Genomic DNA, 19,314 nt, shown 5'->3' on the forward strand with positions numbered 1-19,314 from the left:
CGCATCATCTCGCAATTGCGAAAAATCATAAGAGCTTCACGGAAAGTCATGAATTACCGCCACATCTATCATGCCGGGAATTTTGCCGATGTGCTGAAGCACGCAGTGCTCGCGCGGCTGATCGAGTATCTCAAGCTCAAGGACAAGCCGTTCCGGGTGATCGACACCCATGCGGGCATCGGGCTTTATGATCTCTCGGCTGAGGAAGCCCAGAAGACCGGCGAATGGCTCGGCGGCATCGGCCGGCTGATGGGTGCCGACCTGCCCAGACAAGTCGCGCCGCTGTTAGCGCCCTATCTCGATGCGGTCAAGGCGCTCAACGCGACGACCAATGTCATGCTCTATCCCGGCTCGCCCAAGCTCTCGCGCATGTTGCTGAGGAAGGAAGACCGGCTCTCGCTGATGGAGCTGCATCCCGAGGACTACGAGACGCTGCATGCAAATTTCGAAGGCGACTTCCAGACCCGCGTCACCCATCTCGATGGCTGGCTGGCGCTCAACGCGCACCTGCCGCCGAAGGAGAAGCGCGGATTGATCCTGGTCGATCCGCCCTTCGAGGAGCCGAACGAATACAAGCGCCTGGTCGATAATTTCGCCAAGGCATGGCGGAAGTTTCCCGGCGGGGTCTACTGCCTGTGGTATCCGCTGAAGAATACCGCGCCGATCCGCGAATTCCACGAGGCGCTTTTTGAACTCGAGATTCCGAAAATGCTGGGCGCCGAGCTGACCGTGAAGGGTCATCGCGAGGAAGGCCTGACCGGCTCGGGTCTTATCGTCGTCAATCCGCCCTATACGCTGAAGGACGAACTCGACATTCTCCTGCCGTTTCTCAAGGAGCGGCTGGCGCAGGATCGCTTCGGCCTCTCGCGCTGCTGGTGGGTCCGGGGCGAGTGAGCGGCGCGTCGCACCACAATCGGAAGTATTGTGCGGTGGCCGGCCAAATAAAAGTATCCCGTATTCCGGTTTAGTGGTATCTACATTAGGCACATCCAAGACCGGTTTGGGGGAGGTTTCCATGACACCTTGGGAGATCGACGCACTGGAAATCGCGAACTGCAATTGCGATCCCGGATGTCCTTGCCAATTCAATTCGCTGCCGACCCATGACAATTGCGAAGCTGCCGTCGGCTTCGTCGTCAAGTCGGGCCATTTCGGCGATGTCCGGCTGGATGGCGTGAAGATCGCGCTGACGGCCTATTGGCCGGGTCCGATCCATCTCGGCAACGGCACGATACAATTGGTGGTGGATTCGGCGGCGACACCGGCACAGCGCGACGCCATCGAAACGATCGTCACCGGAGGCGAGACCGAGGACATGGCAACCATGTTCTGGGTCTTCAGCAAAATGGCACCGAACAAGCTGGAAACGCTGACCAAGCCGATCGACATGCGCATCGATATGGAATCACGCACGGGATATGTTCGTGTGCCAGATGTGTTCGAGATGGACGTCGAACCGATGCGCAACCCCGTGACCGGCCAGGAGCATCGCGCTCGCATCAACCTGCCGCACGGATTCGAATATCGCGTTGCCGAAGTGGCCAGCGGCACGACACGGACCTTTGGTGCTATCTCGCTTGAAAAGAACAAGAGTACGCACTCGCATATCTGCCGGGTGTACATGAATGGCCAAGGTGTGATCGAACACGCTGCCTGAGGACGGACCGTGGACCAGTCGATCGTCGAACGCATCCTGACCCGCGATCGCGTGATCGTCATCGGGGCGATACTTCTGGGCGTCACGGCCTCGGCCTGCTTCATCCTGTCGGGGGCGGGAACCGGCATGTCGTCATTCGATATGTCGCTGGATACCGGGCCTGCCGGGGCACTGATCGGCGACATGCCTGATATGATAATGCCGATGGTTTGGACGCCGGGCTACGCGGTCGTCATTTTCTTCATGTGGTGGCTGATGATGGTCGCCATGATGGTTCCCAGTGCCGCTCCGACCATCCTGCTTTACGGAGCGCTCAATCGAGACCGCGGCGCCTGGGGGCCGCTCGAGTTCCTCTCCGGTTACCTCGTCGTATGGGCAGCGTTCAGCCTGGTGGCGACCGTGGCGCAAGGCCTTTTGTCGGCCAGCGGATTGGTATCGGCAATGTACATGAACCTTGCCACCCCCTATCTCGCCGCAGCGGTCCTGATCGGTGCCGGCCTCTATCAATTGTCTCCCGTGAAAGCCGCCTGCCTCGATCATTGTCGCGGACCCGTGGAGGCGCTCACACGTCATCGGCGAACAGGGCGCGCCGCGGCGTTCCGCATGGGGCTCATTCATGGCCTCTACTGCCTGGGGTGCTGCTGGGCCCTGATGTCGCTGCTCTTCGTTGGCGGCGCCATGAACCTCTGGTGGATCGTCGGCATCGCGCTCTATGTCGCGCTTGAGAAGCTGGCACCCGGCGGAAAGCGCATGGCACAGGTGATGGCGGCCGTGCTGCTTGTCGCCGGACTGGCGATGCTCGCGAGACCTCTCGGCATCGTCTGACTTCGCATGGCTCCATCCGCCATCCTGCTGCCGTTCCTCAAGGAGCGGCGGGCGCGGGATCGCTTTGGCCTCACGCGATGCTATTGGGTCAGAGGGACTGACGCAGGTTATTGCGTCAGCCGTGGCATGTTGACGACCTTGAGAAAGAGAGCGTTCATCGCTTCTTCGATACCTTGGGACGGGCTGACCTCGAAAAATAGGCCTTCCGAAGCACAGTTCTTCATACGGGTCGGTATTTCCGCGCGGAACGGTTTGATCCACTTGTTATAGTGGCCGTTGTTATCGATCGGCTGATAGGTGGTGTAGAGGACGGCGATCGTCACGCCGTTGTCGCGAATAGTTTGACAGATGCTTTCATTCATTGGCGCTTGGCAACGCCCTTCATTGGTCCCGCCCGTCATTACCTTTTTTAGGCACGTAGTCGGACGCTTGGTGTCTTCAAGACCGTCGCTGACGAGGAAAAGAACCTTTTGACGATCGGCCGAATTTTGGCCCGTACCCGCCTTGCCTATTATTTTCTCAAGCTCCGTCAGGCTGCCGACCAGATCCGTTTGCATGTTTGGCTCTTTATGGCTCGGAATGCTCATAAGTTCGATCTTGCCTGCTTCGTCCTCGAGCTTGTCCAGTTCATCAGAAAGATCAGCAACCTTTGTGAGACCGGCATCCTTCGCCTTTTTGCCAAGAGAGTAGAGCGCCATGCGATACTGATCCGAATATCGGCGGGTTTTTACGGCTGTTTCCAACATCGTCTGAGACGCTTTGATGACCATTTCGATCCGCGTGGTCACCCCGATTTTCTTGGCAAGGCTGTAATAGTCATTGTTCTTGCCATCATCAACATGACAGGCGAATGCGCAACTTGCGTCTGCCGCATTATTCTTGGTGGCGTTAATCAGATTGGCGATATCCGCCGTGGTGGCGCCCAGTCCCATGGACGGCGAATTGTCGAGCATCAGGTGGAAGTCGATATATTTCGCGGGAACGTAAGTGGCCTTCGCAACGCCGGAGACATCGATCTTTCTTACTCCGAACATGCCGAGAAAGCTGGTCGGGACCGTCGCCTGGAAGCCTACCGTGGAAACGAATGTATTGCCCGTCCGCACGATGTTGATCTCTTTGGAGTCAAGATAATCCTTGGACTTTTCCTGGAGGTTGGCTTCGAAGAGGTGCCCAGCATCCGTTTCCGCGAGTTCGAGTTTGCCGCTCAGGCTCTGGGTCAAAGCTGCAATGACGCCCGCGGACTGCTCCGACAATGCCTGAACGGCCGCGATATCGGCCGCGCTCTGCATTTCGGTTCTGACACTCATCGCATAGCCATAATCGATGGCAGTTCCCATCGCGAGCACAAGGGGCGCCATCAATAGCGCTAGGGTCATCGCGAAGTTTCCGGATTTATCGCGTCCGATTGCTCTGATGTGATCTTGTGTAAAATGCATGTTGAAGCCCCCGCTCAGCAGTAGGCTCCGGTTCTAATACGGCTGGGCTATCTCAAGGTTAAGAAGTCTCCTGCATGGGGCGATTTTTAGTCCCATATTTAATCAATGCTTAAATCGTCATACTTTTGCTAGCGTATTACAATTACGCCGATTTATTCAATCCATCCGCCACTTCACCTTGTGCTGATCGAGAAAATCGACCGAGTGAATCACGGTCGAACGCTCGTTGAGCATGCAGACATTGTAGTTGGGCACGAGGTCGCCATAGCCCATGCGGTTGGCGATGCCGGAGAAATCCGGCCAGCATGTGTGGCAGGTCGAACGCGGCGCCGAGAATGGAATGCCATCGATCATGCCGCTCAGCGTATAGTGGCAATGGCCGAAGAAGATGTGGCGCACGACGTCGCGATAATCCGAGACCAGCGCCTGGAAGGCAGCTTCGTCGACAAGGCCGATCTGGTCGGCATTGGCGACATGCACGGCGGCCGGATTGTGGTGCATGAAGATCCAGGCTGGCACACCATCCTCGCGCGCAAGATCCAGCACATGGGCGAGCCATGCGCGGCGCTCCTCACCATAGTGGCCGGCGTCGGTGCCCTTTTCTGATGTGTCGAGATAGACGAAGCGGCCGGCGGCGACATCCTCATACCATTGCACATGGCCGTTGTGGTCGGCCGCGGCTTCCGGGAAGACGGCGCGGAACGTGTCGCGGTCGTCGTGATTGCCGATCAGCAGGCGCGGCGCGAGGTCGTTCTTCAATGCGCTTTGATCGAGCATCCCGCGCAGCAGTTCGTAGCTTTCGCGCCGGCCGTGGTGAGTGAGGTCGCCGGTGATCACCACGCGGTCGGCATCGGGCTGGAATTCGGCGACGTGATCGATGCAGGCCTTGAAATTGGCCACCGGATCGATGCCGAGGATCGGCTCGGGATTGATATGGATGTCGGAGATATGGACGAGCTTCATGGACTTCTGGCCTCAATAGACGTAATCGCAGCGGGGCCGATTTATAGACCGGCAAGTGTGACAGGTTTGCACTTGACCCGGCATTCGCATCCGGATCAAGGTGCGGCACTTGTCTATCGGAGTCATGACGATGTTTCTCGCTCGCACCGCGCTTTCCCTCGCGCTGACGCTGACCGCGCTGGTGCCAGCCGGCAACGCAGCGGCCGGTGAACTCCGCCTGCCGGATCCGACCGACTATTGCACGACGCCGTGGGTCATCGAGACGCTGAAGCAGAAGGTGGATCACAGGTTCCGCGGCGTGACCAAGACCAGGATTTTTCTCGTCGAGGTCATCCATCCGCGCGAGCGGCTCGACAGCAAGCGCGACGAGACCCATACCGTCGCCCGCAAATGGTGCCATGCCAACGCGCGGATGAACGACGGCACGATACGCGACATGTGGTATCTCCTGGAAAAGCCGTGGGGCCTTGCCGGCATGCCGCCGCTTTCGGGACTTGAATTCTGCATCGCGGGGCTCGATCCGTGGCACATTTACGGCAAGGATTGCTCGACGATCCGCAATACGATCGGCTGGGAAACCGGAAACGACGGATGAAGCGTATTGCTGCCCGAGTTTTCCTGCTTCTGGCGCTGCTCTCAGGCGGTAGCCGGGCGTTTGCGGATGACTTCGATTTCTATGTCTTGTCGCTCTCGTGGTCGCCCAGTTGGTGTGCGGCCAACGACCGCGACGGCTCGACCGCCCAGTGCAGGGGTCGCCGGCCCTATACGTTCATCGTGCATGGGCTGTGGCCGCAGAACGAGCGCGGCTGGCCGGAATACTGTTCCAGCCGCGAACCGGAGCGCGTGCCGCCGTCGCTCACGGAGACGATGTTCGATATCATCCCTTCGGCCGGGCTTGCGGGCCATGAATGGCGCAAGCATGGGAGCTGTTCGGGGCTGAACCAGCGGACTTATTTCCAGACGTTGAGGGCTGCCTATCAGAAAGTGCGTGTGCCGCCTGTCGTGTTCGACGGACGACTTCCGCGCAGGCTTGCTATCGACGAGATCGAGACCCTGATGACGAAGGCCAATCCGGGCCTGACGCACAAGGGTGTCGCCGTTTCCTGCCAAGGCGGGCAACTCACTGAAATCCGCGTTTGCATGACCAAATCGCTCGCCTTCCGAGATTGCGCCGAGGTCGACAGGAATGCCTGCCGCGCCCGCATCGTCAACCTTCCCGCCCTGCCCTGAGGATAAAAATGAAACTGCTTTACTCGCCCACCTCGCCCTATTCCGCCAAAGCGCGAATGGCAGCGAAATATCTCGGCCTCGATGTCGAGAGCGTCACGACCAGCACCGAAGAGGCGCCCGAAATGCTGACCGGCAACAACCCGCTCGGCAAGATCCCGGTGCTGATCCGCGAGGATGCGCCCTCGGTCTACGATTCCAGGGCGATCATGCAATATTTCAACCGCATGACGAAGAACGGGCTTTACCCGCGCAATCCCGAAAAGCGAACCGATGCGGAAGTGTTCGAAGCGCTGTGCGACGGCATCACCGACTGCCTGCTGGCAATCGTCTACGAGCGGCGGATGCGGCCGACTGAGCTCGTCCACCAGCCGTGGATCGACAGGCAGTGGACGAAGGTGACGCGCGGGCTCGACCATATCGAGGCCAACCTGCCGAAGACCAACAAGAACCTGCATGGCGGCCACTTCGCGCTCGCGGCGCTGATCGGCTATCTGGGCTTGCGCTTTCCCGGCCAATGGGAAAAGGGCCGACCGAAGCTCAGGAACTGGACGAAGAAATTCGAGAAGTTCTTTCCCGCCCATGCGGACATGGTGCCACAGGCGCCTAAATAAAAATCGGGGCCGGGTTTTCACCCGGCCCCTCGTCCCCCGACGATTGGGTTTTGATCAGAATTTCACGCCGAGGCCGATATTGACCTGGTGATCCTTCAGGCCGCGCTCGGTGGCGCCGGAGTCGAGATCGAAGGTCTGGCTCTGGTAGTTGGTGAAGCGGTATTCGGTACGCGCCGTGATCGACTCGGTGATCTTGGTTTCCACGCCGGCGCCGATGGTCACGCCGATCAAGTTCTTGCTGTCGCTCGAGGTTGCGTCCTTGCTTTCCAGATTGGTGGCGGCCAGACCGCCGGTCGCATAGACCAGAGCCGGCGAGAGATCGTAGCCGACGCGGGCGCGCAGCGAGCCGTTGACGCCCTGCTCGGTTTCGACGCCTTTGTAGCCCTTGTCGATGCCCGAATAGTTCACGTCGGCTTCGACACCGTAGACGATCTGGCCGTCCTGCTTGTTGTAGCCGGTATAGACGCCGCCGCCGAAGCCATTGGCGTCGTAATCCTTGGTGTCCTTGACCTTGCCCCACTGGTGGGTGAGCTTGCCGCCGACATAAGCGCCTTCCCAGTTGCCGTCGGTGACGGTTTCGACGGCTTCAGGTGCTGAAGGAATCTCGTCGACGGCATCGGCCGCGCGGGCGAAGCCGGCAGCAGCGGAAACGAGGATGACCGAAGCCGTGAGGGTCTTGATGAGGTTACGCATGTTACTACTCCTTGATTTCCCGTGCCGGACCGGCGGATTCCGCGATTTCCAGCACCAGTTCTGAACACCAATCCGCTCCCGGACTGAAAGAATTGATGCTTCCTAAATGGGGAAATGAAGTTACCAAAGCATGAATAAATCATGGCGATGTTGTGTTATTTTATCAATGCAACAATCCAATAATCAACTATTCATTAACTATACATATCTTCAGGCAATCAATCTTTTAATATAAACCGAAAATTGGATGAAATATTACATCGAATATTACGGTTAAAAAATCCTCTGCGTTTGGGTTTGTACCAGCCTGAGCCGCACTATATCTATTAACGAATATCCAAACGTGATTCTGAAGGTCCTGATTTGACATCCCGGCAACTGAAGACAGTGCTTGTCACCGGCGGCGCCCAGCGTATCGGCGCGGCGATTGTCAGGGAACTCGCGGCCCATGATTATGCCGTTGCTATCCACGCGTCGCAGTCTCTCGACCGGGCGGCGGCGCTGCGCGACGAGATTGTGGCGGCGGGCGGCCGCGCGGCGGTGGTTTCCGGCGACCTGACCGACGGAAAAGAGCGCCAATCCATCATCGCGGAGGCGGTCGCACAGCTCGGACCGCTCGGCGTGCTGGTCAACAATGCCTCGATTTTCCGTCAGGACAGCGTCGAGCATTTCGACGAAGCGCTGTTCGACGAGCATTTCGAGATCCATGTGAAGGCGCCATCGATCCTGACCCGAGATTTCGCGCGGCAACTGCCGGAATCCGTCAGCGGGCTTGTGGTCAACATCATCGACCAGCGGGTCTGGTCCCCCACCCCGCGATTCTATTCCTATACGCTTTCGAAGGCGGCACTCTATATGGCGACCAAGACGGCGGCACAGGCGCTGGCCCCACGCATCCGCGTCAACGCGATCGGTCCCGGTCCCACGCTGCCGGCCGCGCGCCAGACGCAGGCCGATTTCGAAAAGCAGACGGCGGGCCTGATCATGAAAAAGGGTGCCGATCTCGACGAGTTCGGCCGGACGATCCGATACCTGCATGATACACCGTCGCTCACCGGCCAGATGATCGCGCTCGATGGCGGCCAGCACCTGGCCTGGCAGACGCCCGACGTGGCGGAGGTCGTGGAATGAACGGACGAACGCCTGATGATGGCGGCATTCTCTATGATGAGAACGCGATCGAGGAAGACGACGACGAGGTCGTGGAAGCACCCGCGGTCACTGCGGATGTGCCGCTGACGGATGCGACCGGCGCGACGATCGCCTGGAACGAGACGCCGCGTCTCGAGACCAGCCTGACCGGCATGGAATTGATCGGCGAATTCGTCAAGCAATTGCCCAACAGTCCCGGCGTCTACCGCATGCTGAATGCGGAAAATGAAGTGCTCTATGTCGGCAAGGCGCGGTCGCTGAAGAAGCGCGTCGGCAATTATGCCGCCGGCCGCGTGCATTCAAACCGCATCGGCCAGATGGTGCGGCTGACCGCCAATATGGAATTCGTCATCACAAGGACGGAAACCGAGGCGCTGCTGCTCGAGGCGAACCTGATCAAGCGGCTCCGGCCACGCTTCAACGTGCTGCTGCGCGACGACAAGAGCTTTCCCTATATCCTGATCTCGGGTGGACACCGGGCGCCGGCGATCATGAAGCATCGCGGCGCACGCGTCAGGAAGGGCGATTATTTCGGACCCTTCGCCTCGGCGATTGCGGTGGGGCGGACGATTAATTCGCTGCAGCGCGCCTTCCTGCTGCGCACCTGCACGGACTCGGTGTTCGAAAGCCGCACGCGGCCCTGTCTGCTCTACCAGATCAAGCGCTGTGCCGGGCCCTGCACGCGCGAGGTCAGCGACGAGGATTATGCGGAACTGGTGACCGAGGCGCGCGACTTTCTCTCGGGCCGCAGCCAGTTGGTCAAGGCGACGATTGCCAAGGGCATGAACGAGGCGGCCGAGGATCTCGATTTCGAGCGCGCGGCAGTCTATCGCGACCGGCTGGCGGCGCTGTCGCATGTGCAGAGCCACCAGGGCATCAACCTCGCCTCGATCGAGGAAGCGGATGTCTTCGCCATTTATCACGATGGCGGGCTCAGCTGCATCCAGGTGTTCTTCTACCGGACAGGCCAGAACTGGGGCAACCGTGCATACTTCCCTAAAGCCGATCCGGCGCTGAGCGGCGCTGAAGTGTTGAACGCGTTCTTGGCACAATTCTATGATGACAAGCCCTGTCCACGGCATATTCTGCTGTCGGAGGCCATCGAAGAGCAACAATTGCTCTCGGATGCTCTGACGGAGCGCTCGGGCTTCCGTGTCCACATCAACACGCCGCAGCGGGGCGAGAAGCGCGAAGTGGTGGAGCATGCGCTCAACAATGCGCGTGAGGCACATGGGCGGCAGCTCGCCGAGACGAGTTCGCAGGCACGGCTGCTCAATGGCATGGTCGAGACATTCGGACTGCCCTACCCGCCGCGCCGGATCGAAATCTACGACAACTCGCATATCATGGGCACCAATGCCGTGGGCGGTATGGTGGTCGCTGGGCCGGAAGGTTTCGTCAAGAGCCAGTACCGGAAGTTCAACATCAAATCCGAGGAACTGACGCCCGGTGACGACTTCGGCATGATGCGCGAAGTCATGACCCGGCGCTTTTCGCGGCTGATCAAGGAGGAAGGCATTCCGGACCGCTCGCAGGCGGCGGAAGAGGCGCCCTTCCCCGCCTGGCCGGATGTGATCCTGATCGACGGCGGCCAGGGCCAGATGACGGCGGTTCGGGCGATCCTCGAAGAACTCGGCATCACCGACAGCGTGATCGCGATCGGCGTCGCCAAGGGGCAGGACCGCGAGGCCGGCCGCGAGCGCTTCTTTCAATCAGGCAAGCAGAGCTTCTCCCTGCCGCCGCGCGACCCCGTGCTCTATTTCATCCAGCGCATGCGCGACGAGGCGCATCGCTTCGCGATCGGCTCGCACAGGGCGCGGCGCAAGAAGGAACTGGTGAAGAACCCGCTCGACGAGGTCGCCGGCATCGGCCCCGGCCGCAAGCGCGCATTGCTGCAGCATTTCGGCACGGCAAAGGCGGTGTCGCGCGCGGGAATTACGGATCTTCTGTCGGTGCCGGGAATTTCGGAAGCCGTGGCCAAGCAGGTCTACGCGCATTTCCATGACAAGCTGCCGGACAAATAACACACGAGAGACTCGCCCAAATTGAAAACGCCATCGCCCGTTCAGGCGATGGCGTTCAATGGGGGTCGGTCAACAGTAAAAGCAGAACGAGGACTCCGCAGATATTACTAGCTGACCGACCGGCCCCACGACCCAGGAGATGCGGCGGACCTGAGCATCATGGGGTATCCGAATCTGTGAGCAGTTAGCTACCACTCCCATGCAGGTTGAACATGCCCCGAAATGGCGAGGAAATCAACGGGTTATTAACCAACCCGCTGTAAAATTGTACAAATGGTTAACGTCCGGGCAGGCTCCTGCCCCGTACAGCGGCATACAAACACTTTGGTCGTATTGCCAAATACTCGCGCTATGCGCCAGTATTAAATACTCCCCGTGATTCCACAATACGCAACTGAAAGCAGCAAGCTATGCTGTGGAAGAGCCGACTAAGAGACGGGTATTCTGTCCTAGAATTGACTTTTATCAACTTGGGGATATTGCACCCAGTTAACGGGCACTACTTTTAATAGAGATTCGACGATGGGGCGTAATTCTCGCTAAGCTCATACAAGAACGAAAGCACCCGCGATGCCTATGTAATAACAAAATCCGCCAGGATTGTCTGTGGATAACCGTGCGAACCAGGAAAATACAATCCGCAGATTCTAAGCAGCCGCCGCCACAACCCGATTGCGGCCGCCATGCTTTGCTTCGTAGAGCGCACGATCGGCCTGCTTGAGCAATTGTTCCGCTGATTCGGCGCCACCGATGGTCGAGGAAAAACCCAGCGACGCGGTAATTGTCAGCGCCGTGCCATTCTGGCGGAGTTGGAAGGGTTGCGATTCCACGACATGCCGCAGGCGCTCGGCGATTGCCGCAGCCGTATCCGGCAATGTGTCGGGCATGATGACCACGAATTCCTCGCCGCCGAAGCGGCAGGCGAGATCGGCGCCGCGCACCGTGGAACGGATGCGGGCGGCGAATTCCTTCAACACCTCGTCGCCGGCATCGTGGCCGTAGGTGTCGTTGACCGATTTGAAGCGATCGATATCGGTGATGCAGATCGAAAGCGGCCGGCCGCGTGCGATCGCACGATCGAAGAGCAGCTTCAAGTGCTTGTCGAGATAGCGGCGGTTGTTGAGGCCGGTCAGCCCGTCGGTCACGGCGAGCTCGATCGTCTGCTGCACGCTGTCGCGCAGGCGGTCGTTGTAGCGCTTGCGCTTGAGCTGGGTCAGGCAGCGCACCAGCAGTTCGTTGGGATCGACCGGACGGAGGATGTAATCGTTGACGCCGAGTTCGAGCGCGCGGACCACCATGCTCTCGCCGCCCTGATCGACCACCAGAAGGACCGGGATGAAACGGGAGCGCTCGAGCGAGCGGAGCTGCGAGCAGAGACGCAGCGCGTCGTAATCGTCGAAGTTGGAATTGACGATGATGAGGTCGAAGTGACCCTCGGCAGCCTCAAAGATCGCGGCCTGCGGATCGTTCATGGCGGTGATGTCGGCAATCGGCCTCAGCGCACGCGCGATGCGCTCCTGCGAATTGGCGCGGCCATCGACGAGCAGGATGCTGGCGACTTCCTCTGCCTGTGCGGCGCGAGCAAGGTGATCTTCCAGCCCGATCGAACGGGCGGTTTCGGCACGCAGCTTGAGTTCGTCCGACAGCATCTTGAGCCGCACGAGGCTTTTCACGCGCGCCATGAGCTGCATGTCGTTGACGGGCTTGGTGAGGAAATCGTCGGCCCCTGCCCGTAAGCCGCGCACGCGATCGGCGGGCTGGTCGAGCGCGGTGACCATGACGACCGGGATGTGTGCGGTCTTCGGATTGGACTTCAGCTTCTCGCAGACCTCGAAACCATCCATGCCGGGCATCATGATATCGAGCAGGATCACATCGACGGAGACCTTGCTGCAGATATCGAGGCATTCGTAGCCGTTCTCAGCGGTGAGCACGTCGAAATACTCGGCCAGAAGCCTGGCTTCCAGAAGCTTCACATTGGCTGGAATATCGTCAACGACTAGAATACGCGCGGTCATACAACAATCCGTGATTTCCAGCTAGGTCGGGACCTAAGCGTCGCCAAGATAGGTCTTGATGGTCTGCAGGAACTTCGGAACCGAGATGGGCTTGGAAACATAGGCCTCGCAGCCGCCCTGGCGGATGCGCTCCTCGTCTCCCTTCATGGCGAACGCCGTCACCGCGATGACCGGGATGACATGCAGGTCGTCATCCTCCTTCAGCCATTTGGTGACTTCCAGGCCCGAAACTTCGGGCAGCTGGATATCCATGAGGATGAGATCGGGACGATGCTTGCGTGCCAGATCGAGCGCTTCCATCCCGTTCCGGGTCTGAATCGTCCGGTAACCGGACGCCTCGATCAGGTCACGAAAGAGCTTCATGTTGAGCTCATTGTCTTCGACAATCATAACCTGTTTTGGCATGGCGCCGTTCTCTAATCCTGATTTTACAAGCTGTTTCCGAACTCTATATAGGTATTGTCATTCGGATTCTTAAATGTTCCAAGCTCCACCTTACGGTCATTAGGTTTATAAAGAAGAAATATGCGCGACAAAATCCCGATGAAGGGCATGACGCCGAGCGGCGAACAGGCCGAGGAACTGGCGATCAAGGTTCTCGGCTGGCTGACCCAGGACCCCGACATGATGGGCCGCTTCCTGGCGCTTTCCGGCATCGAGGCCGGATCGATCCGGCAGGCGGCGCGGGAACCAGGCTTCTTCGCCGGCCTGACGGGCTTCCTGATGAACCACGAGCCGACGTTGATGACCTTCTGCGAGCAGAACGCTGTGAAGGCGGAATTCGTTGCCGCCTGCCACCATAAACTCAGCGGGCCGGGAGACGACGCGTGGATGTGAGCGGCGATATCATCAAGGCGCTCGCCGGATCTTCACGGCCGCTGGTGGTCTGCGACGTCGACGAGGTGGTGCTGGAATTCCTCGATCCGTTCGACCGCTACCTGAATTCGGTCGAGCACCGGCTGCATCCGGACAGTTTCCGGCTGCATGGCAATATCCGCAGCATAGTGGGCGGCATCGCGGCCAGCGATGACCGGGTCGCGGAGATGCAGGAGGCATTCTTTGCCAGCCAGGATAAGTGGCAGACCCCTGCCCCCGAGGTCGTGGATGTGCTGAAGCGCCTCGATGTGGATGCCGACATCGTCTTCCTGACAGCCATGCCGCCACGGCATCAGGATGTCCGGCGCACGGTGCTGGATATGCATGGGCTGACCTATCCGATGATCGCGACCGAGGAACCGAAGGGGCCGGTCGTGGCGAGCCTGATCGGCGGGCGCAGTATTCCGGCCGTGTTCATCGATGATATCCTGCGCAACCATGGTTCGGTACGTGACAGTGCGCCGGATTGCCTGCTCATCCATTTGATGGTCAACGCGGTGTTCCGCAAGATGCTGCCGAAGGCGGAAGAGCATATCGTCGTGGCCGAGGATTGGGCGGATGCGGAGCGGGTGATACGGAAGCGGTTGGGTCTCGGGGATCACAACTGAGACGCCGTGTCATGAAGGCTCTCCGAATCCCGCTTGAGCGCCGCGCGCCGCCATCGTAATGTCGGCCGTTCAACCTCTGTTCCGGCGTCGCATGAGCAATCCAGACCATAATCCCGGCTTCTGCCGCGACTGCCTGGCGCCGGTTTCCGGCGCTGGACGGCGCTGCCGTGCGTGCGGGTCGCCGCGGCTGATGGTGCATCCGGAGCTCGACCGGCTGACGATCGCCCATGTAGATTGCGATGCCTTCTACGCCTCGGTGGAGAAACGCGACAATCCCGAACTTGCCGACAAGCCGGTGATCATCGGCGGGGGAAAGCGCGGCGTGGTCTCGACCGCCTGCTATGTCGCGCGCATCCATGGCGTCAGGAGCGCCATGCCGATGTTCAAAGCGCTCGAGGCCTGTCCGCAGGCGATCGTGATCAAGCCCGACATGGAGAAATATGCCCGCGTCGGCCGCGAGGTGCGCCGGATGATGCAGGATCTGACACCGCTGGTGCAGCCGCTGTCGATCGACGAGGCCTTTCTCGACCTCGCCGGCACCCAGCGCCTGCATCACGATCCGCCGGCGCGGACGCTGGCGAAATTCGCCCGGCGCGTCGAGCAGGAGATCGGCATCACGGTTTCGGTCGGTCTGTCCTACTGCAAGTTCCTCGCCAAGGTGGCGTCTGATATGAACAAGCCGCGCGGCTTTTCGGTGATCGGCGAAGAGGAGGCCTACGGTTTCCTGAAAGAGCGGCCGGTGACGCTGATCTGGGGCGTCGGCAAGGCGTTTGCCGCGACACTCGCCAGCGACGGGATCACCATGATCGGGCAATTGCAGGAGATGGACGAGGACGTGTTGATGCGCCGCTACGGCGTGATGGGCAAGCGGCTGTTCAATCTCTCGCGCGGGCAGGACGAGCGCAAGGTTCACCTCAACGACGAGGCCAAGACGGTTTCCGCCGAGACGACGTTTTTCGAGGACTATTCAAAGCCCGAGGATCTGGTGCCGGTGCTGCGGGCGCTCGCCGAACAGGTGTCGCGGCGACTCAAGAAGGCGGCGATTGCCGGCCAGACCGTGGTACTGAAGCTGAAAACCCAGGATTTCAAGACCTGCACGCGCAATCGGAAGCTCGAAGCCCATACCCAGCTCGCCGACCGGATTTTCCGCGAGGGACAATCGCTGCTGGAGCGCGAACTCGACGGGACCAAATACCGCCTGCTCGGCATCGGCGTCTGCGATCTCGCCGATTCCGCCACCGCCGACCCGCCCGACCTGATCGACCGCGATGCCGGCCGCCGCGCCAAGGCGGAAGCCGCGATGGACACGCTGCGCGACAAGTTCGGCAACAAGAGTATCGAGACCGGCTATACGTTCGGTAAGGGGAAGCGCGGGCACGCGTGAGGGCCAATCGCCACGGCAACCGAAGATGGCTCCGAAATCACCAATCGCTTAATGATTGTTAACAGCACCCTGCTACAAGGGGTTATGCCTCGAATCTTACACTTCCGACGGCTGAAACATAGCGATCCAGAACGAATGAAGGTTCTGGCGGAGGATTTGCCGCGCGAGCCCTGGCTTGACCGCATATCGAGCTTTCACTTTGCAGCTCTCGTAATAGTTGCCAGCGCAGGCACATTTGGTATCATCTGGTGGATGAACCGATTTTGATTTCAGCCTGCGGTATCCGGGGCTTTACGATCAATTAACCGTAAAGCCAGGCATAGCCCTGTTCCCACGGTAACTTACGGCGCTGCAAAGATTCTTTAAATGAAGGCTTCTAACCTTTTCGGCAACCAGTATTGCGTGGGGACACACACATGCTTACCCGTCTTGCATTTTCGCTCGCCCTGACCGCCTCGACCGTTTTCGGGACGGCGGTGCTTGCCGCCGAGGATACCGCACCACTGCAGATTTTCGTGTCGAAGGACACGCAGACGCTTGTCGTCTACGATGGCGACCAGGTCGTCACCTCGACCAACGTCTCAACCGGCAAGCGTGGCCACACCACGCCATCCGGCATCTTCTCAATCATCGAGAAGAAGAAGATGCACCATTCCAACCTCTATGACGATGCGCCGATGCCGTGGATGCAGCGCATCACCTGGTCGGGCGTGGCGCTGCACGAAGGCAAGTATGTGCCGGATTACCCGGCTTCGCATGGCTGCGTGCGCATGCCGCGCGAATTTGCCAAGATGCTGTTTCCGATGACCAAGCGCGGCTTCCACGTAATCATTTCCGATCGCGAGATCGCGCCGCAGCGGATCACCACCGCCGACCTCTTCATGCCGCGCTTCGCGCAGCCGGCAGCCGAGCTTCTGAGCGACGCCGAACTTCGCCCCACGGTGACCGGCGACACTGAGGTCGAGGTGGCATCGAACGACAACCTGCCGAAGAACGGCGCGCTCGCCGTGGCCGCGATGCCGAAGGCCGAGCCACCGCTCAAGATCCTGATCACCCGGGTCAGCGAACGCCAGAAATTCGCCGACGCCCAGGCCTTGCTCACACGTCTGGGCTATTATGACGGCCCACACGATGGCGGCATCGGCAAGAAGACCCGCGATGCCGTGAAGGCCTATCAGGAACTGCACGGCCAGAAGCCGACCGGTGTGATGGACCAGGCGTTCATGCTGTCGATCCACAAGGTCATGAACAGGAAGCCGCTCACCGGCTGGCTGTCGGTCCGCCGCAACTTCAAGCCGATCTTCGACGCAGCCGTCGATCTCGACCAGCCGGAAGTCGCGCTCGGCACGCATTTCTACACCGCGATCCGCGTTAACCCGGCGCAGAACTCGGCCGAATGGTATGCGACGACGCTCGACAACTATATCGGCGACAAGGCTGCCAAGCGCCTGGGCATCACGGTTCCGGCCGACGCGCTGGCGCCGGATGCTGCCGAGACGGCCCTCAAGCGAGTCACGGTTCCCTCAGAGCTTCGCGCCAAGATCGAGACCATGCTCGGCAACGGCTCGTCGCTGACGATCACCGACATCGGCACCGAAAGCGAAACCGGTCAGGGCACCGATTTCATCACGATCACGAAGGCTGCGCCGAAGACGGAAGGCTGAGCCTCCGACATTCGCTAGCGATCTTAGTACAGCGGCCGCATTTCGCGGCCGTTGCCAATTGCGCCACGCCTTCTAACCACGACCCCACATCACAGTGCCAGCAAGAACAGGAGCATCGACAGCGCGGAGGCGATCGTCCTGACATGGTTCCATGTCGTCCAATCCTTGAGATAGCCGGCCCACCATGATGCGGACTCCGCACTCTGAGGATTGGTGGCGGCGAGCGCATCGTTGAGCGGCACGTTGCCCGCCATGGTGACACCGAGGACTCCGACGATATAGATGACAGCGCCCGCCACAAGCAGCAGCCCGCGCGGCTGGGGCCATGCGAGATAGACGCCGACGGCGAGCGCCGCACCCAGCAGGCCGGTACCGAACAGGATCAGCATGAACAGCGGATTGATCACCGTGATGTTGATCGACTGCATGGCCGCGATCCCCTGGTTGGCGGGAAGGCGGGCGAGTGCTGCCATGACGAAGGACGAGAAGGCGAAGAAGACGCCGGCGACGATGCCACTGCCGAGTACACTTGTGATCGTGAGCGCGTGGATTATTCGATCAGACATTGTTGCCTCCCCAGATGCCGGTTGCCGCTGTCCGCGCAACATAATCGTCGAAGCTCCCGGCCGGGCGGCCGAGCGCCCGTTCTACCGCATCGGTGACCGGCGTGTTGCGGCCGTCGAGCACGGTGGTGAAGAGATACATGATGAGATCGACATATTCCGCCGGCAGTTCCATCCGTACCAGCTCCTCGCGATAGGCTTCTGGCGGGATCGCCGTGAAGGATATGTCGCGGCCGGTTGCCCGGGCGATCCTGCCGATCGCATCCTCGAAGGTCAGCGCCCCGGGACCGGTGATGTCGTAAAGCACGCGGGAATGATCCGATGTCATGATTGCGGCGACCGCCATATCGGCGAGATCCTCGGCATCGACGAACGGATCGGCCGCCAACCCGCTGGGCAGGAAAACCTCGCCCTCGAGGATGGGATCGAGGAGCCAGCTCTCGTTGAAATTCTGCGCGAACCAGCTGGAGCGGAGAATGGTCCAATCCGCTTTGGTGGCCTGCAGCGCGCGCTCCGCCTCCTCGGCCTCCACCTCACCCCGGCCCGAAAGCAGGATGATCTTCTTCGCACCGCAGACCATCGCGGTGTCGAAGAAACTGCTCACGACTTCGAGTGCACCGGGCATGGCGATATCCGGCTGGAAGGCGACATAGACGGTCGAGACGCCATCGAGCGCCGGCTTCCAGGTCGCTGCATTTTCCCAATCGAAGGGGATGGGCGCTTTGCGCGAGCCGATGCGAACGGGCGCGCCGAGGTTGCGGAGCCGCTCCACAATGCGGCTGCCAGTCTTGCCATTGCCGCCGAGAACCAGAACGTCGCCGTTGGAATTACCAGGCATTGTCATTTCAATCTCCATCTGTTAACGTGAGTAATCCTCACATATGTAAAAGCGATAAATCCTCACTTTTGGAATGTCAATGGCCCAGATCGAGAAAAATGAAGTGGTCGAAGCGGATCGCACGGCGGTCGCCCGCCCGGCATCCATGGCCCGCAAGCAGCCGATGCAACAGCGCGCCCGCGAACGGCTGGACAAGATCCTGTCGTCCGCGTCGGACCTGATTGCCAGGACCGGCAGCGACCGGTTGAAGATGGGAGAACTCGCCGAACGGGTAGGGATTTCAATCGGTTCGCTCTATCAGTATTTCCCTGACAAGAGCGCGATCATCCGCAGCCTGGCCGAGCGCTACAACCTCGAGAGCCGGGTCTGCATCAGCAATGCACTCGACACGGTGCATGATGTCGAGGGCCTCAAATCGGCCTATCTCGACCTCATCGACCAATATTACGCGCTGTTCCTGTCCGAGCCGGTGATGCGCGATGTCTGGTCGGGCATGCAGGCGGACAAGCAGTTGATGGCGTTGGACCTCCAGGAGAGCCGGCTCTGTGCCACCATGCTGGCGGACGCGATGAAGCGGGCATTCGGCGATATCGACAGGGCCGAAGTCGAGGCCTCTGCGCTGCTGATCTGGCAGCTTGGGGAAAGCACGATGCGGCTGGCGATCTCGCTCGATCGGGTCGAGGGCGATGCCATGGTCGAAGCGTTCAAGCGGATGACCATGCGGGAACTGCTGTCGATGCAGGCAGAATGCTGACGATTGCCGACATCGCGC

20 protein-coding genes are annotated in these 19,314 nt (G+C 60.0%); 13 read left to right on the plus strand and 7 right to left on the minus strand.

All coding sequences use genetic code 11. From position 1 onward, the window contains the following. Positions 1–48: 48 nt before the first annotated feature. The 3 genes from ACSQ26_RS13000 (at position 49) to ACSQ26_RS13010 (ending at position 2,482) form a co-directional block, all read left to right on the plus strand. On the plus strand, positions 49–894 hold the full coding sequence (locus ACSQ26_RS13000; RefSeq protein ID WP_436009368.1) for a 23S rRNA (adenine(2030)-N(6))-methyltransferase RlmJ: 846 nt from the start codon (positions 49–51) through the stop codon (positions 892–894). Positions 895–1,015: 121 nt separating this feature from the next. Continuing rightward, positions 1,016–1,657 carry a DUF1326 domain-containing protein gene (locus ACSQ26_RS13005; RefSeq protein ID WP_436009370.1) on the plus strand — a complete coding sequence of 214 codons (642 nt, stop codon included), beginning with the start codon at positions 1,016–1,018 and terminating at the stop codon, positions 1,655–1,657. Between the two features lie 9 nt (positions 1,658–1,666). Beyond that, positions 1,667–2,482: a DUF2182 domain-containing protein gene (locus ACSQ26_RS13010; RefSeq protein WP_436009372.1), complete on the plus strand. Its 816-nt coding sequence runs from the start codon at positions 1,667–1,669 to the stop codon at positions 2,480–2,482. A gap of 107 nt (positions 2,483–2,589) precedes the next feature. Here the strand turns inward: ACSQ26_RS13010 and ACSQ26_RS13015 are convergent, their stop codons facing one another. Both ACSQ26_RS13015 and ACSQ26_RS13020 read right to left on the minus strand, forming a co-directional pair. Beyond that, positions 2,590–3,918: a pilus assembly protein TadG-related protein gene (locus ACSQ26_RS13015; protein WP_436009374.1), complete on the minus strand. Its 1,329-nt coding sequence runs from the start codon at positions 3,916–3,918 to the stop codon at positions 2,590–2,592. Between the two features lie 156 nt (positions 3,919–4,074). After that, positions 4,075–4,881, minus strand: coding sequence for a phosphodiesterase (locus ACSQ26_RS13020; RefSeq protein WP_436009376.1), 807 nt, complete (start codon positions 4,879–4,881; stop codon positions 4,075–4,077). Positions 4,882–5,005: 124 nt separating this feature from the next. Between ACSQ26_RS13020 and ACSQ26_RS13025 the strand changes: the two genes are divergently transcribed. From ACSQ26_RS13025 to ACSQ26_RS13035, 3 genes are read left to right on the plus strand one after another with little or no spacing between them, the layout of a single operon-like run. Then, entirely contained in the window at positions 5,006–5,476 is a 471-nt protein-coding gene (locus ACSQ26_RS13025; protein ID WP_436009378.1) for a hypothetical protein, read from the plus strand. After that, entirely contained in the window at positions 5,473–6,111 is a 639-nt protein-coding gene (locus ACSQ26_RS13030; RefSeq protein WP_436009380.1) for a ribonuclease T2 family protein, read from the plus strand. Before ACSQ26_RS13025 ends, ACSQ26_RS13030 begins: the two co-directional genes overlap by 4 nt. Positions 6,112–6,119: 8 nt before the next feature. Beyond that, entirely contained in the window at positions 6,120–6,722 is a 603-nt protein-coding gene (locus ACSQ26_RS13035) for a glutathione S-transferase (RefSeq protein ID WP_436009382.1), read from the plus strand. Positions 6,723–6,776: 54 nt separating this feature from the next. Here ACSQ26_RS13035 and ACSQ26_RS13040 read toward each other — a convergent pair whose 3' ends face one another. Next, entirely contained in the window at positions 6,777–7,415 is a 639-nt protein-coding gene (locus ACSQ26_RS13040; RefSeq protein ID WP_436009384.1) for an outer membrane protein, read from the minus strand. Positions 7,416–7,778: 363 nt separating this feature from the next. On the opposite strand from ACSQ26_RS13040, the gene ACSQ26_RS13045 reads away from it, so the two are divergent. After that, positions 7,779–8,546, plus strand: a complete 768-nt coding sequence (locus ACSQ26_RS13045; protein WP_436009386.1) for an SDR family oxidoreductase — start codon at positions 7,779–7,781, stop codon at positions 8,544–8,546. Beyond that, positions 8,543–10,591, plus strand: a complete 2,049-nt coding sequence (gene uvrC, locus ACSQ26_RS13050) for an excinuclease ABC subunit UvrC (protein ID WP_436009388.1) — start codon at positions 8,543–8,545, stop codon at positions 10,589–10,591. The genes ACSQ26_RS13045 and uvrC overlap by 4 nt, the downstream gene beginning before the upstream one ends. 647 nt (positions 10,592–11,238) lie before the next feature. Here the strand turns inward: uvrC and ACSQ26_RS13055 are convergent. Further along, positions 11,239–12,609 (minus strand): PleD family two-component system response regulator, encoded by a 1,371-nt coding sequence (locus ACSQ26_RS13055; RefSeq protein WP_436009390.1) that lies wholly within the window; start codon positions 12,607–12,609, stop codon positions 11,239–11,241. Between the two features lie 33 nt (positions 12,610–12,642). Beyond that, positions 12,643–13,014: a response regulator gene (locus tag ACSQ26_RS13060; protein WP_258161598.1), complete on the minus strand. Its 372-nt coding sequence runs from the start codon at positions 13,012–13,014 to the stop codon at positions 12,643–12,645. Between the two features lie 120 nt (positions 13,015–13,134). Between ACSQ26_RS13060 and ACSQ26_RS13065 the strand changes: the two genes are divergently transcribed. The 4 genes from ACSQ26_RS13065 (at position 13,135) to ACSQ26_RS13080 (ending at position 17,141) form a co-directional block, all read left to right on the plus strand. Further along, positions 13,135–13,446 carry a DUF3572 domain-containing protein gene (locus tag ACSQ26_RS13065; RefSeq protein WP_436009392.1) on the plus strand — a complete coding sequence of 104 codons (312 nt, stop codon included), beginning with the start codon at positions 13,135–13,137 and terminating at the stop codon, positions 13,444–13,446. Continuing rightward, positions 13,437–14,093: a hypothetical protein gene (locus ACSQ26_RS13070; protein ID WP_436009394.1), complete on the plus strand. Its 657-nt coding sequence runs from the start codon at positions 13,437–13,439 to the stop codon at positions 14,091–14,093. Before ACSQ26_RS13065 ends, ACSQ26_RS13070 begins: the two co-directional genes overlap by 10 nt. Before the next feature lie 91 nt (positions 14,094–14,184). Further along, positions 14,185–15,477, plus strand: a complete 1,293-nt coding sequence (locus tag ACSQ26_RS13075; protein WP_436009396.1) for a DNA polymerase IV — start codon at positions 14,185–14,187, stop codon at positions 15,475–15,477. Between the two features lie 416 nt (positions 15,478–15,893). Continuing rightward, positions 15,894–17,141 (plus strand): L,D-transpeptidase family protein, encoded by a 1,248-nt coding sequence (locus ACSQ26_RS13080; RefSeq protein WP_436009398.1) that lies wholly within the window; start codon positions 15,894–15,896, stop codon positions 17,139–17,141. Positions 17,142–17,230: 89 nt separating this feature from the next. Here the strand turns inward: ACSQ26_RS13080 and ACSQ26_RS13085 are convergent, their stop codons facing one another. Together ACSQ26_RS13085 and ACSQ26_RS13090 are read right to left on the minus strand one after the other, a co-directional pair. Continuing rightward, on the minus strand, positions 17,231–17,707 hold the full coding sequence (locus ACSQ26_RS13085; protein ID WP_436009400.1) for a DUF1772 domain-containing protein: 477 nt from the start codon (positions 17,705–17,707) through the stop codon (positions 17,231–17,233). Then, positions 17,700–18,548, minus strand: coding sequence for an NmrA family transcriptional regulator (locus ACSQ26_RS13090; protein ID WP_436009402.1), 849 nt, complete (start codon positions 18,546–18,548; stop codon positions 17,700–17,702). Before ACSQ26_RS13090 ends, ACSQ26_RS13085 begins: the two co-directional genes overlap by 8 nt. 73 nt (positions 18,549–18,621) lie before the next feature. Here ACSQ26_RS13090 and ACSQ26_RS13095 point away from each other — a divergent pair, with 73 nt between their 5' ends. Further along, on the plus strand, positions 18,622–19,296 hold the full coding sequence (locus ACSQ26_RS13095; RefSeq protein ID WP_436009404.1) for a TetR family transcriptional regulator: 675 nt from the start codon (positions 18,622–18,624) through the stop codon (positions 19,294–19,296). Positions 19,297–19,314 lie beyond the last annotated feature (18 nt).

This window comes from Rhizobium sp. LjRoot254 (assembly GCF_964254105.1).
Lineage (GTDB): Bacteria > Pseudomonadota > Alphaproteobacteria > Rhizobiales > Rhizobiaceae > Rhizobium_E.